This window comes from Hyphomonas sp. NPDC076881 (assembly GCF_050269995.1).
GTDB lineage: Bacteria > Pseudomonadota > Alphaproteobacteria > Caulobacterales > Hyphomonadaceae > Hyphomonas.
Genome location: NZ_JBNNJJ010000002.1, coordinates 230,159 through 244,774 on the forward strand (window position 1 = coordinate 230,159; position 14,616 = coordinate 244,774).

At 65.5% G+C, this 14,616-nt stretch carries 16 protein-coding genes; 10 read left to right on the forward strand and 6 right to left on the reverse strand.

The window, feature by feature from the left end; translation table 11 throughout:
* Positions 1–13 precede the first annotated feature (13 nt).
* Together ACQKI2_RS03075 and ACQKI2_RS03080 are read left to right on the forward strand one after the other, a co-directional pair.
* Complete coding sequence (locus ACQKI2_RS03075; protein WP_427378261.1) at positions 14–496, forward strand: thermonuclease family protein; 483 nt, start codon at positions 14–16, stop codon at positions 494–496.
* 73 nt (positions 497–569) lie between these two features.
* A complete protein-coding gene (locus tag ACQKI2_RS03080; protein WP_427378262.1) occupies positions 570–1,313 on the forward strand; it encodes a hypothetical protein in 744 nt (247 codons plus the stop codon).
* On the opposite strand, the gene ACQKI2_RS03085 is transcribed toward ACQKI2_RS03080, so the two are convergent.
* Positions 1,310–1,903, reverse strand: a complete 594-nt coding sequence (locus ACQKI2_RS03085) for a TlpA family protein disulfide reductase (protein WP_427378263.1) — start codon at positions 1,901–1,903, stop codon at positions 1,310–1,312. The two genes, ACQKI2_RS03080 and ACQKI2_RS03085, sit on opposite strands and share 4 nt — an antisense overlap.
* Before the next feature lie 47 nt (positions 1,904–1,950).
* On the opposite strand from ACQKI2_RS03085, the gene argH reads away from it, so the two are divergent.
* The 6 genes from argH to ACQKI2_RS03115 all read left to right on the forward strand — a co-directional run bounded on the left by argH (position 1,951) and on the right by ACQKI2_RS03115 (position 8,772).
* Complete coding sequence (gene argH, locus ACQKI2_RS03090) at positions 1,951–3,348, forward strand: argininosuccinate lyase (protein ID WP_427378264.1); 1,398 nt, start codon at positions 1,951–1,953, stop codon at positions 3,346–3,348.
* Positions 3,349–3,352: 4 nt separating this feature from the next.
* Entirely contained in the window at positions 3,353–3,592 is a 240-nt protein-coding gene (gene lptM, locus ACQKI2_RS03095) for an LPS translocon maturation chaperone LptM (RefSeq protein WP_427378265.1), read from the forward strand.
* Positions 3,592–3,822, forward strand: a complete 231-nt coding sequence (locus tag ACQKI2_RS03100; protein ID WP_427378266.1) for a hypothetical protein — start codon at positions 3,592–3,594, stop codon at positions 3,820–3,822. Before lptM ends, ACQKI2_RS03100 begins: the two co-directional genes overlap by 1 nt.
* Before the next feature lie 12 nt (positions 3,823–3,834).
* Positions 3,835–5,109 carry a diaminopimelate decarboxylase gene (gene lysA, locus ACQKI2_RS03105; protein WP_427378267.1) on the forward strand — a complete coding sequence of 425 codons (1,275 nt, stop codon included), beginning with the start codon at positions 3,835–3,837 and terminating at the stop codon, positions 5,107–5,109.
* Positions 5,088–7,742, forward strand: a complete 2,655-nt coding sequence (locus ACQKI2_RS03110; RefSeq protein ID WP_427378268.1) for a DUF4175 domain-containing protein — start codon at positions 5,088–5,090, stop codon at positions 7,740–7,742. Before lysA ends, ACQKI2_RS03110 begins: the two co-directional genes overlap by 22 nt.
* Before the next feature lie 67 nt (positions 7,743–7,809).
* Complete coding sequence (locus ACQKI2_RS03115; protein WP_427378269.1) at positions 7,810–8,772, forward strand: MBL fold metallo-hydrolase; 963 nt, start codon at positions 7,810–7,812, stop codon at positions 8,770–8,772.
* A gap of 3 nt (positions 8,773–8,775) precedes the next feature.
* On the opposite strand, the gene ACQKI2_RS03120 is transcribed toward ACQKI2_RS03115, so the two are convergent.
* The 4 genes from ACQKI2_RS03120 to ACQKI2_RS03135 all read right to left on the reverse strand — a co-directional run bounded on the left by ACQKI2_RS03120 (position 8,776) and on the right by ACQKI2_RS03135 (position 10,275).
* Entirely contained in the window at positions 8,776–9,348 is a 573-nt protein-coding gene (locus tag ACQKI2_RS03120) for a cob(I)yrinic acid a,c-diamide adenosyltransferase (protein ID WP_427378270.1), read from the reverse strand.
* 17 nt (positions 9,349–9,365) lie between these two features.
* Positions 9,366–9,575: a twin transmembrane helix small protein gene (locus ACQKI2_RS03125; protein WP_427378271.1), complete on the reverse strand. Its 210-nt coding sequence runs from the start codon at positions 9,573–9,575 to the stop codon at positions 9,366–9,368.
* 87 nt (positions 9,576–9,662) lie between these two features.
* The gene (locus tag ACQKI2_RS03130; RefSeq protein WP_427378272.1) at positions 9,663–9,974 is read right to left on the reverse strand and encodes a cell division protein ZapA; all 312 of its coding nucleotides are present in this window, start codon (positions 9,972–9,974) and stop codon (positions 9,663–9,665) included.
* Positions 9,961–10,275, reverse strand: a complete 315-nt coding sequence (locus ACQKI2_RS03135; RefSeq protein ID WP_427378273.1) for a DUF4164 family protein — start codon at positions 10,273–10,275, stop codon at positions 9,961–9,963. Before ACQKI2_RS03135 ends, ACQKI2_RS03130 begins: the two co-directional genes overlap by 14 nt.
* Between ACQKI2_RS03135 and tkt the strand changes: the two genes are divergently transcribed.
* Entirely contained in the window at positions 10,261–12,333 is a 2,073-nt protein-coding gene (gene tkt / locus ACQKI2_RS03140) for a transketolase (protein WP_427378274.1), read from the forward strand. The genes ACQKI2_RS03135 and tkt overlap by 15 nt on opposite strands.
* A gap of 1 nt (position 12,334) precedes the next feature.
* Here tkt and ACQKI2_RS03145 read toward each other — a convergent pair whose 3' ends face one another.
* Positions 12,335–13,462 (reverse strand): citrate/2-methylcitrate synthase, encoded by a 1,128-nt coding sequence (locus tag ACQKI2_RS03145; protein WP_427378275.1) that lies wholly within the window; start codon positions 13,460–13,462, stop codon positions 12,335–12,337.
* An 83-nt stretch (positions 13,463–13,545) separates the two neighbouring features.
* On the opposite strand from ACQKI2_RS03145, the gene ACQKI2_RS03150 reads away from it, so the two are divergent.
* The gene (locus ACQKI2_RS03150) at positions 13,546–14,613 is read left to right on the forward strand and encodes a citrate synthase/methylcitrate synthase (protein ID WP_427378276.1); all 1,068 of its coding nucleotides are present in this window, start codon (positions 13,546–13,548) and stop codon (positions 14,611–14,613) included.
* Positions 14,614–14,616 lie beyond the last annotated feature (3 nt).

Genomic DNA, 14,616 nt, shown 5'->3' on the forward strand with positions numbered 1-14,616 from the left:
CGGAGGCTGAGTTATGTTTGTCCGCACACGTATTGTGCCGATTGCCGGGGCGATGGTGTTCATCCTGATGGCGCTGCTCGGGGCGCGGTTTGCGTCCGAGAATGCGCAGGCCGCCACCGAGCTTGGCGGAACGGTCTATTGGTCGGATGGAGATTCCGGACGCCTTTCAGACGGCACGAAGTTCCGCCTGCACGGCGTGGACGCGCCGGAGACAGGTTCCATGAAACAGCGAGGTGGAGCGAAATGCGAAGCCGAGCGGGAGCTTGGCTACGATGCCAAGGCGGCGGCTGTGGAACTGACGCGCGGGCGGGCGGTGAGCGTCAGCCGGATCATGGGCCGGGACAGGTATGGGCGCAATGTGGTGACCCTTTCGCTGGACGGCGAAGACCTTGCCAGGCTGCTGGTGGCGAGCGGGACCCACAAAGCCTGGGATTATGATGGCGGCGCGCCCAAGCCCGACTGGTGTGGCGGGCGGGGTAGCGGCGCGGCTCCGTGAACTTTTCTCAAGGCACTTGTAAACACCGGGCCCGCGATTAGCCTCGCAGGCGGTTGCAAGGACGAGGCACCGAATGATTCAAGGTTTGCTGAGGCTGACGGCAGGGGCCGGGCTGGCATTGATGGTTGTGGCGTGTGACGAGCAACCGCCGCAAGGCAGGCCTGCGGCTTTCGATCCGATGGTGGCCAATCCGGCCACCCAAAAGGCGGTGAAGGCCGATGAGGCGGCAGGCTGGTCGCCGCCGCAGCAGGCCGCGTTCCTGGCGGGGCGCCTGATCGCCGCCGACAGGGTGTTCCGGGCCGGAGAGCGGGACGCAGCCAAGATGCAGCTTGGCGATCTCAGACAGCAGATGGCGGCGCTTGATTCCGGCGCGCTGCAGTCGCTGGGATTTGAGCCCGCACGGATCGAGGCAATCCAGGGCGCGCTGGATCTTGATCTGCCGGAGGAGGAAATCACGCCGCTGTTTGCCGGGGCAGAATCCAATCTTGCCGGCGTGATCGAGGTGTCTGGCGTGGCGCCGAAGGAGACCGTCACCTTTCTGATGCGGCTTTCTGCGGAGGCGTATGAGGCCGGTGTGAAATATGGTGAGATCATCGACCTGGAGGCCTATCAGGCCGCCTATGGCTATGCGCTGGCCGCGCGAGACCTGATCTCGCCGCTGGATGAGACGGTGTATGGCGATCTGCGGCTGGAGCTCGATATTCTGGTGCTGATGTGGCCCGCCGTTGGCCCGCTGCCCGGGCGCACGCCGCCGCCGGAGGTGCGGATGTCCGAGCAGTTTGCGCGGGTGAAAGTCGCCTTGGCGGTATTGCCCTAGCGGGCCGCGTTCCTGATGGCCGCATCGATGAACTGCACGGCTTCAGCCGATGCCCAGTCGGCATCGCCTGCCAGGCGGGCGATCTCGATCCCGTCGGGGCCGTAGAGGATCGTGGTGGGGAAGCCGCGAACGCCGGCGCCATAGATCACGTCGCCATTATCCATCGGGGCGTGCCGGAAGGCGATGTTGGCAGCGCCAAGCTCTGTCAGGCGGCGCTTGGCATACTCGGCGTCTTCGGGAGAATCGACACTGAGCGCGACGACTTCGAACGTGTCACCGGCGCGGGCGGTCTGCAGCGCGCCGAGGGCGGGCATCTCCTTCTCGCAGGGCGGGCACCAGGTGGCCCAGTAATTGACCAGGATGGTCTTGCCCTTGAAGATTTCGAGCGTCTGTTGCGTATTGTCGGTATCGGTGAAGGTGCCGGCAGGGATTGGCTGGCCCGCGCTGCCGAAATCCAGCTTCGCCATCTCGCCTTTGGCGAAGCCCTGATAGGGGTTTCCGGCAGGCTTTCCTGTCGCAGCGCTCATCAGCACGTAGACAATCGCTGCAAGGCCGACCAAGAAGAGGCCGATATAGGCGTAGCGGGTCATGGGATGGGCCCCTCACTGGCGTCAGTTACAGATACGAGGATATGGCAATGGCGGATGACAAAGGCCAGATGATGTGGGGCGGGCGATTTGCCGCGACACCTTCGGCCATCATGGAAGAGATCAACGCCTCGCTGGATATCGACCGGCGGATGGCGGAAGAGGATGTGGCGGGCAGCCGCGCGCATGCCGACATGCTGGCCGAAATGGGCATCCTGAGCGTTGCCGACAATGAGGCGATCCAGGCGGGGCTGGATCAGGTGTTGGAAGAGATGCGGGCAGGGACGTTCCCCTTCCGGCGCGAGCTGGAAGACATTCACATGAATGTCGAAGCGCGCCTCAAGGAGCTGATCGGCGAGCCGGCCGGGCGGTTGCATACCGCGCGCTCCCGCAATGATCAGGTGATCACCGACTTCCGCCTGTGGACGCGCCGGGCGCTGGACGAGACGGGGCAGCTGGTGGCGGGGCTTCAGGCGGCGCTGGTGCGCCGGGCGGATGAGAACACCGCCACGGTCATGCCCGGCTTCACCCATCTGCAGACGGCCCAGCCGGTGACGCTCGGCCACCACCTGTTGGCTTATGTCGAGATGCTGGAGCGGGACCGGTCGCGGCTGCATGATTGCGCGGTGCGCCTCAACGAATGCCCGTTGGGGGCGGCGGCGCTGGCCGGGACGGGGTTTCCGATTGACCGGGACATGACGGCCGAGGCGCTGGGCTTTGCCCGGCCGATGGCCAACTCGCTGGACGCCGTTTCGGCGCGCGATTTCGCGCTGGAGGCCCTTGCGAGCCTGTCGATCGCGGCAACCCATCTCTCGCGCCTGGCCGAGGAAATTGTGCTCTGGACCAGCCCGCAATTCGGCTTTGCGCGCCTCAGCGACCAGTGGTCGACGGGCTCTTCGATCATGCCGCAGAAGCGCAATCCCGACGCGGCCGAACTGATCCGGGCAAAAGCCTCGCTGATCACCGGCCAGTATGCGGCGCTGCAGGGTGCCATCAAGGCGCTGCCGCTGGCCTATGCCAAGGATCTGCAGGACGACAAACGCCTCACTTTCGACGCCTTTGACACGTTCAATCTGTGCATCCGGGCAATGACCGGCATGATCGAAACCATCAGCTTCAAACCCGATGTGATGCGGGCGGCGGCGGCGAAGGGCTTTTCTACGGCGACGGACCTGGCCGACTGGCTGGTGCGGGAACTCGGGATGCCGTTCCGCGACGCGCACCATGTCACCGGCCGTATCGTGGCGCGGGCCGAGGCAGAGGGGGTTGATCTTGCCGACCTGCCCCTGAAGGAGATGCAGGCGGTGCATGGTGCCATCACGCAGGAAATCTTCAGCGTGCTCAGCGTGGAAGCGTCAGCTGCTTCGCGTACCTCATATGGCGCCACAAGCCCTGTTCGCGTGGCCGAACAGGTGGCACAGTGGAAACAGAGACTTCGAGTGGAGTAGTCCCATGAAACGTATTCTTGCCCTCGCGGCGATTGCCCTTCTCACGGCCAGCCTGTCGGCCTGCGGCTTGCAGGGCCCGCTTCAGCGGCCCGGCCCGCTGATTGGAAATCCTTCCAGCGATATGGACCCCGCCACGCTTCCCGATGGGGAAACGCGCGACCTGCCGCAGCTGCCCGACCGCCCTTCGCAGCAACAGACGCCTGAAGCAGAGGATGAACTCCTCGGCGGGCCGGGAGGCGGCTGATGAAGACCAGAGCATTCCTGCTGGCGGCAATCGCCGGCGCGTTCCTGACGGCCTGCCAGACCGCGCCTGCCGCGCCTGAGCCCGAACCGGTTGCCGAGGAACTGCCGGTGGTCGATGTGCCGCCACCGCCATCGCCAGACGAGCCCCGCGTGAACGAGTGGGGCGGCGAAGTTCCCGAGAACAAGCCTGCCGGGGATGTCGACGAAGGCGGACTTGGCGACCTCTCCTGACCTGGAGCCTATATGCATCATTTCAATTATGCCGGAGGCCGCCTCCACTGTGAGGGCGTCGATCTTGGCCGCATTGCGGACGAGGTGGGCACACCGGTTTATGTCTACTCAAATGCCACGCTGGAGCGCCATGCGCGGGTGATCGCCGAGGCGTTCAGCGGTCAGAAAGTGCTGATTGCCTATTCGGTGAAGGCCAATGGCAACCTGGCCGTTCTGGCAACGCTGGCGGCGGAAGGCTGCGGGGCCGATGTGGTCAGCGGCGGCGAGATGCAGCGGGCGATGAAGGCGGGCATTCCGGCCGCGCGCATCGTCTTCTCCGGCGTCGGCAAGACGGCGGCTGAGATGAAGCTGGCGCTCGAAGCGGGCATTCACCAGTTCAATGTCGAGAGCGCGGGTGAACTTCGCCTCCTGTCGAAGGTGGCGAGTGATCTGGGGCGCACGGCCCCGATTGCGCTGCGCGTGAACCCTGATGTGGCGGCTGGCGGGCATCCGAATATTTCGACGGGCAAATCCGGCGATAAGTTCGGTGTGCCCTGGGGCGAGGCCGAAGCGCTTTATGCTGAAGCGGGCAAGCTGCCGGGCATTCGTGTGGTCGGGGTTGACGTGCACATCGGCAGCCAGATCGGCGAGCTTGGCCCGATGCGGGCAGCGTTCGAGAAAGTTGTTGGCCTCGCCCTGCGCCTGCGGGAGCAGGGGCATGACATCGCCCGCATTGATGTGGGCGGCGGGCTGGGCATCCCTTACCGCGAAACCGACGCGCCGGCGGCGCCGTCGGCCTATGCGGCGATGATTTCAGACGTCACGGCAGGCCATGGTTTTGAGGTGATCCTGGAGCCGGGCCGGGTGATTGCCGGGAATGCGGGCGTGCTGCTGACCACCGCCCTCTATGAAAAGCAGGCCCCGGACCGGACTTTCCTGATCATTGATGCGGGTATGAACGACCTGATCCGGCCGGCGCTCTACGGGGCGCATCACGACATCCGCCCCCTGGCCGAACCTGCACCAGGGACTGCGGAAACGACCTATGACGTGGTGGGGCCGATCTGCGAGTCGACCGACAAATTTGCCACTGCCCGCAACCTGCCGGAGGTGGCGCCAGGCGAGCGGCTGGCGTTCATGTCTGCAGGCGCCTATGGCGCTGTGCTCTCTTCGGCCTACAATGCCCGTCCATTGGTTCCGGAAGTTCTGGTCAGTGGCGATCACTATAGCGTGGTGCGCCGGCGGCCGGATTTCGACGAAATGACGATGCTGGAAGAGGTGCCCGATTGGATCAAGGCGAAGGCCTGAACACGCTGGGGAAGAAGCTGGCGGCGACGCGCCGCCGGCTGACGCTTCTGGCGCTGGGCCGCGCCTGGTGGCCAGCCTTTGTCTTTATTGCCGGCTTTCTGGCCATCGCGCTGGCGGGCGGCTTTGACCAGCTGAGCAGTTTTCTGGCGGCGGTGATCCTGCCGCTTCTGATCCTTGCCGGCATTGGTCTTTGCTGGATGTCCTGGCGGCGGTATCGGCGGCCGGCTGAGGCCGAGGTGATCCGCGCGCTCGACGGGCAGTCTGAGTTGCGGCCCGTTTCCTCGCTGACCGACCGGCCAGCTGACCCATCTGCGGGGCCGGCAAGCCTCTGGCGGGCGCACCGGGCGCGGCTGGTTGCGGAAATCGGAAATCTTCGTCTGCCGCGTCTGGCGGCGGAATGGGCGGCGCTCGATCCTTACCGCGTGCGCTATATCGTGCCGGTGGTTGTGGTGGCCTTGGCACTGGTTGCGGGACCGGCGGCGCCGGGGCGGATTTCACGGGCGCTGAGCCCGGATCTTGGCGCGCTGGCGGGCGCCGACAAAATGGTTGTAGAAGCCTGGGTGACGCCGCCCGAACATACAGGCCGGGCGCCGGTCTTCCTGCAGGCGGGCATGAAGGATGTGCGCGTGCCGGTCGGCTCTGAAATTACGCTGCGCACGCAGGCGCCCTCGGCGCCGAAACTCATTCTGCGCGGCGACAAGCGCAAGACGATGCGTTTTGCCCAGACGCCGGAGGGCGCTTTCGAGGCCCGCGCCCGGATAGAAGGTGACACGCGCCTGACTGTGAACTGGTGGGGCGAGCGGGCACGGTGGAATTTCATTGTGCTGCCCGATGAAGTTCCGCTGATCGCTTTCGACAGCCCGCCTGCACCCGGCCAGAGGGATCAGGTGGAGTTCAAATGGAAGGCGGGCGATGATTATGGCGTGACCGCTGTGGAACTGGCGATCCGCTTGCGCGTGCCGCACCCGGCTGCTCCGGAGGCGGAGGACCGTGTGCCCGTGCCGATGCCGGGCGCGCCGGGCGCCAGGGAGCTGTCGGCTACCGCGCAGCTGGATCTTACCCGTCACCGCTGGGCGGGCCTGCCGGTGGATGTGCGGCTGGTTGCCAGGGATGGGGCGGGGCAGGAGGGTTTCAGCGAGTCGCTGCCGTTTATCCTGCCCGAGAAGCTGTTCCTTGATCCGCTGGCGCAGGCGGCGCAGGAGGCGCGCGTAACCGTGCTGCGCGAGCCCCGCCCATATGCCGAGATGCCCAGGAATGATCAGGCGTTGACCGATGGCGCGATCAACACGGCGGCCACCGGGCGGCTGGACGCGGCGCCGGAGGGCGTGCGCCAGGCCGCGCTGATGCTGGATTCGGTGACCTATCGCGGCGAAATGTTCATCAATGACCTGGGTGCCTTCATGGGTCTGCGCATGGCGCTTGGCACATTGCAGACGGCCGGCACGAAGGCGGAAGCAGACGCGGTGGAGCCGCTGCTCTGGGCTATCGCGCTGAAGCTGGAGCATGGCAGTGTGGCTGATGCGCGGGCGCGGCTGGAAGCAGCCCGCGCGGCGCTTGAGCGGGCCTTGCGGGAAGGGGCACCGGAAGAGGAAATCCGCAGGCTGATGGAAGCCTTCCGCGACGCCGCCAACGAATATCTTGCCGCGAAGATGGCCGAGGCGATGGCTGGCGGGCTGGACGCGCCGGAGCAGCAGCAGGATGGCCAGGCGCAGGCGGGCGGCGATTCCCTTGGCGGGCAGGATTTCGAGGACATGCTGAATGCGCTGCAGGATCTGACCGAAACGGGCGCCGCCGAACAAGCGCGCCAGCTTCTCTCCGACATCACCAACCTGCTCGAAAATCTCGAATTCCAGCGGGGGCAAGGCCAGGGCGATGGGATGCCGGGCGAGCAGGCCGATGGCGAGGATAGCGACCTTCCGCCTAAAGAACAGGAACTGACCGACGCCATGCGGCGCCTGTCTGAAATCCTCCGCGAGCAACGTCAGCTCAATGATGACACCCTTGCCCAGCAGCGCGGTGAGCAGCAGGGCCAGAGCGGGCAACAGCCCGGCGAAGGCACCGATCAGGGGGAAGGCACAGGGGAAGGGCAGGAGCAGGATGGCGGCCCAGGTCAAGGCAATGGCACACCCGGCGCTGGCCGGGGCGGCACGCTGGCGGAGCGTCAGGCTGAACTTGGCCGTCTGGTGGAAGAACTGGCCCGGCGCGGCGGGAACAGTGGCCAGACGGGCGAAGACGGGGCAGGCCAGCCCGGCGCGGGCCTGGATGAAGACGCCTTGCGCGCAATTCTGGAAGCGCAGCGCCGCGCCGAGCGCGCCCTTCAGGGCGGCAATGAAGGCCGCGCGGTGATGGATCAGGAACGGGCCACGCAGATGCTCTCGGAACTCTCCCGCGAGATGGCCGAGCAGATTGACCAGATGCGGGCAAACAGGCGGGGCGAGCAGGGGCAAAACTCCAACGACCCGCTGGGGCGGCCGCTGACGGGCGCAGGCAATGACGGGCAGGGCGTCGAGATACCGTCCGAATCCGAACGTCAGCGCGCCAAGGATATTCTCGATGAACTCCGCCGCCGCTATGGCGAGGCAGAGGATGAGGAAGAACGCGAATATCTCCGCCGGCTGCTGGAGCGTTTCTGATCGGGCGCTTGCCGCGGCGAGGCGGCCATGGTCTGCTTCCGGCAAAACAAGGCCGGGAGGAAATACAATGGCGGCGCGTTGGGAATATACCAGGGGTCTCAAGGACATCGGCAACGGGCTTTATGCCTGGCTGCAGCCGGACGGGGGCTGGGGCTGGTCGAATGCCGGGCTCATCCGGGATGGGGAGGCCTCGCTTCTGGTCGATACGCTGTTCGACATGGCGCTGACGCGCGAGATGCTGGACGCGATGGCTGATGCCACGGGCATTGGCGCGGAGAAAATTGGCACGATCGTCAACACGCACGCCAATGGCGATCATTGCCATGGCAATGGCTGTTGTCCGCAGGCGGAGATTATCGCGAGTGAGGCGAGTGCCCGGGAAATGGCAGAAGTGCCGCCCGCCATGCTGGCGCAGATCAAGAAGATGGGCGCGCAGCTGGGGCCCGCCGGCGCTTATTTCGCAGACATATTCGCCCCGTTCGATTTCGAGAATGTCGATGAGCGTGGGCCCACGCAAACCTTCTCCGGCGCCATGGAACTGAAGGTGGGCGACAAGGCGGTTCGCCTGATCGAGGTGGGCCCGGCGCATACGGGCGGCGATGTGCTGGTGCATGTGCCCGGAGACAGGGCGGTGTTCACCGGGGACATTCTCTTCATCAATGGCACGCCGCTGATGTGGGCGGGGCCTGTGGCAAACTGGATCCGCGCCTGTAACGAAATCATTGCGATGGATGTTGATGTGATCGTGCCGGGGCATGGTCCGGTAACGGACAAGGCGGGTGTGCGGCGCGTGGCGGAGTACCTCGCCTATGTGGACCGCGAAGCGCGGGCGCGTTTTGATGCGGGCCTGAGCGCACGGGAAGCGGCGCTGGATATTGCGCTGGGCGACTATGCCGGCTGGGGCGACGCGGAGCGGATTGCGGTCAATGTGGACAGTCTCTACCGGGAATATCGCGGCGACGGCAAGGTGACACCGGTGATGGACCTGTTTGCCCTGATGGCGGAGGTGCGGGACGCGCAGCGGCGTTGACGCCTAGCGGTTGGCGCCCGGCACCCATTTGACGTCATCGGCGCCGTCATTATTGGCGGCACGGCCCGCCACGAACAGCCAGTCCGACAGCCGGTTGATGAAGGCGAGGGCTTCAGGGTTCACCGGCTCGTTTTCAAGGCTGCCGAGCTCGGCAATGGCGCGCTCGGCGCGGCGGCAGAGCGTGCGGGCGACATGCATCTGCGCAGCAAGGCGCGAGCCGCCCGGGAGGATGAAGCTGTCGAGCGGGGCGATTGAGGCGTTCATCGCGTCAATCTCTTCTTCAAGCCGGGTGACCTGGGTGGCGATGATGCGCAGCGGGGTCCATTCCAGAACGCGGCCCCGGTCGGGCGCGGCAAGGTCTGCGCCAAGGTCGAAAAGATCGTTCTGTATGCGGCGCAGGCGCGCCAGCATCTCACCTTCTGCTTCCAGCGCGGCAACACCCAGCGCGGCGTTCAGCTCATCGACGGTGCCATAGGCGGCCACGCGGGGGTGCCATTTCGCAACCGGTTCGCCCGTGGAAAGGCGGGTTTCGCCCTTGTCCCCGGTGCGGGTGTAGATCTTGTCGATGCGAACCATGGCCTGGCTCTCCTTGTTCAACCGAACTTGATGGCGCCGGCAGCGATACCGATGAGGACCAGGAAAGCAATGGCAATGGCCTGGAAGATGACGCGCATCCGCATCAGCTTGTTGGACCGGCTCACCTGATTGCCATCCCGGCGGGCAAGATTGGCGACACCGATTACCAGAACCACGGCGACGGCGATCAAGGCGGCATAGAAGCCGATGGTCAGGAATTGTTGCATGGCGTTTCGCCTTTCATCCTAGGTGGGATGGATACTAGTCCGCTTGGCGCGGGCGCGCCCTGCTGCATCGGGTCGCGGTATCCTGGGTCATAGGGGGCCGCCACTCTCAAGCCGGGCGGCCAGCGCCTCCACCTTGGCCGCCATGGCGGTAATCAACCCTGCGGCCCGTGCATCAGCGGCTGAAGATGGCGCCGCCTGGCGGGCTGCGTCCAGCTCATCCAGCAAGGCGAGGGCCGCGATCAAGAGCAGGCGGTCATCCCCGATATCGCCGACCGCCGAGGAAATGCCGGCCAGCCGCACATCAAGTTGTTCGGCCAGGCGCTGAACCCGCATTTCCTGGCCGGGCGTGCAGGCGATGGAGAAGCTGCGGCCCCGGATGCGGATGTCAGCCTTGGCCATCGCCGGCCTCCTCTTCCTCCGGGCTGAGGGCGGCGCGCACCTCCAGGATGGCGGCGCCGAGGGCGTCACTCGCCTCATCGGCGAGCGTCTGAAGTTCCTGCTCCCGTGCCAGGGTCCTGTCGAGTTCTTCGGCCAGACGGGCGCGATCTTCAACCAGGGCCGCTATCTCGGCTTTCAGGGCGGCTGGATCGCCAGCACGGGTCAAATGGGCTTCGAGCGCCACTTCAAGGCGCTTCAGGGCCGCATCCAGGCGCGTGGCTGCCGAGTCCATGTCATTCATCAGATTATGAAGTATCTGCATTGGTTTGCGCCGCCAAGCGCCTTGACGGAGGCCAGCAAGTCTGGCCTAGCAGCCTCGAACTCAAAACTTCGGGAGATCAGCAGAATGGCTGTCACCAATCGCGACATGGCAAATGCCGTGCGAGCCCTGTCCATGGACGCCGTCGAAGCCGCCAAATCAGGCCATGTCGGCCTGCCGCTGGGCATGGCGGACGCTGCGACCGTCCTCTTCCGCAAATTCCTGAAGTTTGATCCGAAAGACCCCAATTGGGCAGATCGCGACCGGTTTGTGCTTTCGGCCGGCCACGGGTCGATGCTGATCTATTCCCTGCTGCACCTGACGGGCTACGCCTCGGTCAGCCGCGATGACATCCGCAATTTCCGCCAGCTGGGCGCCAATACGCCGGGCCATCCGGAGAATTTCGTCACCCCCGGCGTCGAGACGACCACCGGCCCACTGGGGCAGGGGATCGCCACCGCCGTCGGCATGGCCATTGCCGAGCGCCACCTGAACGCCCGGTTTGGCAATGATCTGGTCGATCACCGCACCTGGGTGATTGCCGGGGACGGCTGCCTGATGGAAGGCGTCAGCCAGGAAGCGATCACGCTGGCCGGCCATATGAAGCTGAACAAGCTGATCGTGCTGTTTGACGACAATGCCGTCACCATCGACGGCTCGACCGACCTGTCGGACTCCACCGACCAGTGCGCCCGGTTTGAAGCCTCCGGCTGGGTCAGCCGCCGCGTGGACGGCCATGATGAGAAAGACGTCGAAGCGGCTCTGAAATGGGCCACCAAGCAGAAGAAACCGGTTTTCCTGGCGGTCAAAACGATCATCGGTTTCGGCGCGCCGAAGCTTGCCGGCACCGGCAAGGCCCATGGCGGCCCTTACGGCGCTGACGAAATCGGCGGCATCCGCAAGTCGTTGAACTGGCCGCATGCGCCGTTTGAAGTGCCTGAAGCGATCGAGAAAGCCTGGGCGAAAGCGGGCGAGCGCTCGCAGGCTGACCATGCCGCCTGGAAGAAGCGCCTGACGGCGAGCCCCCACAAGGGCGAGTTCAATGCCGCGATCACAGGCCGTCTGCCGAAGAATCTCGGCAAGGCCGTGATCAAGCACAAGAAGGCCGTGGCCGAGGGCGGCGCCTCCAAGGCAACCCGCGTGTGGAGCGGTGAAGCGCTCGAAGTGATCACCGGCCTTGTTCCGGAAATGGTCGGCGGTTCGGCAGACCTTTCCGGTTCCAACAATACCAAGACCAGCCACACTGCGCCGATGACGCCGAAAAGCTGGGATGGCCGCTACATCCACTACGGCGTGCGTGAGCATGCGATGGCCGCAGCGATGAATGGCATGGCCCTGCATGGCGGCATCATTCCGTATTCGGGCACCTTCCTGGTCTTTGCCGATTACAGCCGCGCCGCCATCCGCCTCGGCGCGCTGATGGGCACGCAGGTCATCCATGTGATGACCCATGATTCCATCGGCCTTGGCGAAGACGGCCCGACGCACCAGCCGGTGGAGCATGTTGCTTCGCTGCGCGCGATGCCGAACATGGTGGTGTTCCGCCCGGCCGATGGGGTGGAGACCGCCGAGTGCTGGGAACTGGCGCTGCACCGCAATGAAGGCCCCTCGACCATGGCGCTGACCCGCCAGAACGTTGCCCCCGCCCGCAAGACGCATACGGACGAGAATCTCTCCGCGAAGGGTGGCTATGTGCTGTCGCCCGCCGGTAAGGGCAAGGAACGCGGCGTGCTGATCGCGACCGGCTCGGAAGTCGAGATTGCGCTGAAGGCGCAGGCTCTGCTGGCCGAAGAGGGGATCGCCGTGCGCGTTGTCTCGATGCCGTCGATGGAGCTGTTCGGCCTGCAGAACGCCGCCTACCGCGCCGAAACGCTGGGTAAGGATCTGCCGAAGGTTGCCATCGAGGCAGGGGTCCGTTTCGGCTGGGACCGCTGGATCGGCGCCGAGGGCGGTTTTGTCGGCATGGACAGCTTCGGCGCGAGCGCCCCTTACCAGAAACTCTACCAGCATTTCGGCATCACGGCGGAAGCTGCCGTCGCCGCGATCAAAGAGCGTCTCTGATCTAGCCGCCGGTATAATTTGCCCGTGGGCGGATGATGCGATTGCTGGCGCGCTGCTCCATGGCATGCGCAATCCATCCGGCCATCCGGCCGCTGGCAAAGATCAGGAACGGCGCGTCATCCGGCAGGACCAGATGAACGGTCAGCGCGGCCAGCGCCATGTCGATATTGGCTGCGTCGCCCGCTGTGGCTTCGGCTGCGCGGATGGCGCGGCGAAGCTCCGCCGCCGGCTTCATCCATCGGAGCAGGGCGGCTGCGCGCGGATCTCCCTCCGGATAGAGGGCGTGCCCCATGGCGGGGATATGCTGGCCGCGTGCTGAAATATCCGTGAGCGCAGCATCTGGCCCGGCTTCAAGGGCGCGTTTCAGATAGGCAAGGGCGCGCGCGGAGGCTTCGCCATGCAGCGGCCCTGTCAGGGTGGCGCAGCCGGCGAGCGCGCAGGCAGCCAGCGGCGCGCCCGTTGAGGCGGCAACGCGCGCTGCGAAGGTGGACGGATTGAGCTCATGATCGGCGACAAGCACCAGAGCCCGCCGCAGCATGTCCGTCCCGCCCGGCGAGAGGCCCCAATGCCGGGCAAGCCGCTGATGGAAGAAGCCGCGCCCGCCTGTGCCGGTAATCGCGTTGCAGAAACCCGAGAGGAGCGCCGCGCCCTCAGTGGCCAATGCTGCGGGGCCGCGTCCAAAACTCGGTGGGTCGGCGGCGGCGCGGGCCGCCAGAAATGCCAGCGCGCCGGCCTTTCCGCATAGGGTTGCTGGCCGCGTCTCTGCGGCGCGCTGGGCCGGCAGGGGGCCGGCATCCCAGAGAAGGGCGGCGGCTTCTTCAAGTGTTGCCTCTGCCGCGAGGCGCACCGCGTCGCGGCCACGATAAATCAGCTTGCCTCTGCGCACTGTGGTGATGGCCGTCTCCATCACCGGTTCGCCCCAGGAAATCGCTGCGCGGGCAATGGCCTCGCGGCCCCGTCCGCTGCGGCGGCGCTTCAGCAATGTTTCTATATCGGCGGCAGAATAGAGGCTGGCGCGGGGATCATCCGCATCCGGCCTGGACGCAATCAAACCCCGGCTGACATAGGCATACAGGGTCTGGGGCTTTACCCCCAGAAGGCTCAGAGCGTCCGTGCGTGCAATCCACATGATATGTTGATTATATTGATCAAGATTGACGATGCCAAGATCCCTGCCGAAATGGGTTTATAGATGTAGAGGGAGATCCCGTCATGGATTCCGGGCTTGAAAATATTGTTGCGGCCGAGACCGTCCTGTCAGATGTGGACGGACAGAACGGTCGCCTGATCATTCGCGGCTGGCCGGTTGAGATGCTCGCGGCGTCCATGGCGTTTGAAGATGTGGCGCATCTGTTGTGGCAGGGGTTCTTTGACGATCTGCCGGATGTTGCGGAACTTGGCGCGCGGATTGGCGCTGCGCGCGAAGAGGTTTTTGATCTGGTGGCTGATCTTCCGGCTGGTCTGGATGTGGTGTCATATCTTCGCGCGGGATGGGCGCTATTGCCAGACGATGAGAGCCTTGAAACCGCCATCCGGCTGGCCGCCGCCGGGCCGGTGCTGACGGCCGCTGCGGTCCGGCGGAGAAGGGGAGAAGGCGCTATCGCGCCAGACAAAGGCTTGTCCCAGTCAGCCGATTTCCTCCGGATGCTGACGGGAAATCAGGCCGGGCAGGCCGAGGCCCGCGCGCTGGATGCCTATCTTGTGACGGTCTGCGATCACGGGCTGAATGCGTCTACATTTGCGGCGCGCGTTGTCGCGTCAACGCGAGCCGGGCTTGTCTCGGCTGCCGTTGCCGGCATCTCGGCGCTCAAGGGCCCGCTGCATGGCGGCGCGCCGGGCCCGGTGCTGGACATGATAGACGCCATCGGGTCGCCGGCCAATGCGGAGCGCTGGATTGAGGGCGCGCTCAATCGCGGCGACCGGCTCATGGGATTTGGCCACCGGGTTTACCGGGTGCGCGATCCCCGGGCGGATGCTCTCAAAGCGGCTGTCGCGCGCCTGCCGGGAACGACTGGCCGGCTCGAATTTGCCGAACATATTGAACAGGCCATACTTGGCCGGCTGGCAGCGAAATATCCCAAGCGGCGGCTGGAAACGAATGTGGAGTTCTATACGGCGCTGCTGCTGGAAGCGCTCGGCCTTCCCCGCGAAGCATTTACGGCGGTCTTTGCCTGCGGCCGGGTGCTGGGCTGGACGGCGCATGCGCGCGAGCAGATTGGAGAAGGGCGGCTGGTGCGCCCGCGCTCTGTCTATCGGGGCCCGGTGCCGGCGGCGGCCTGAGCC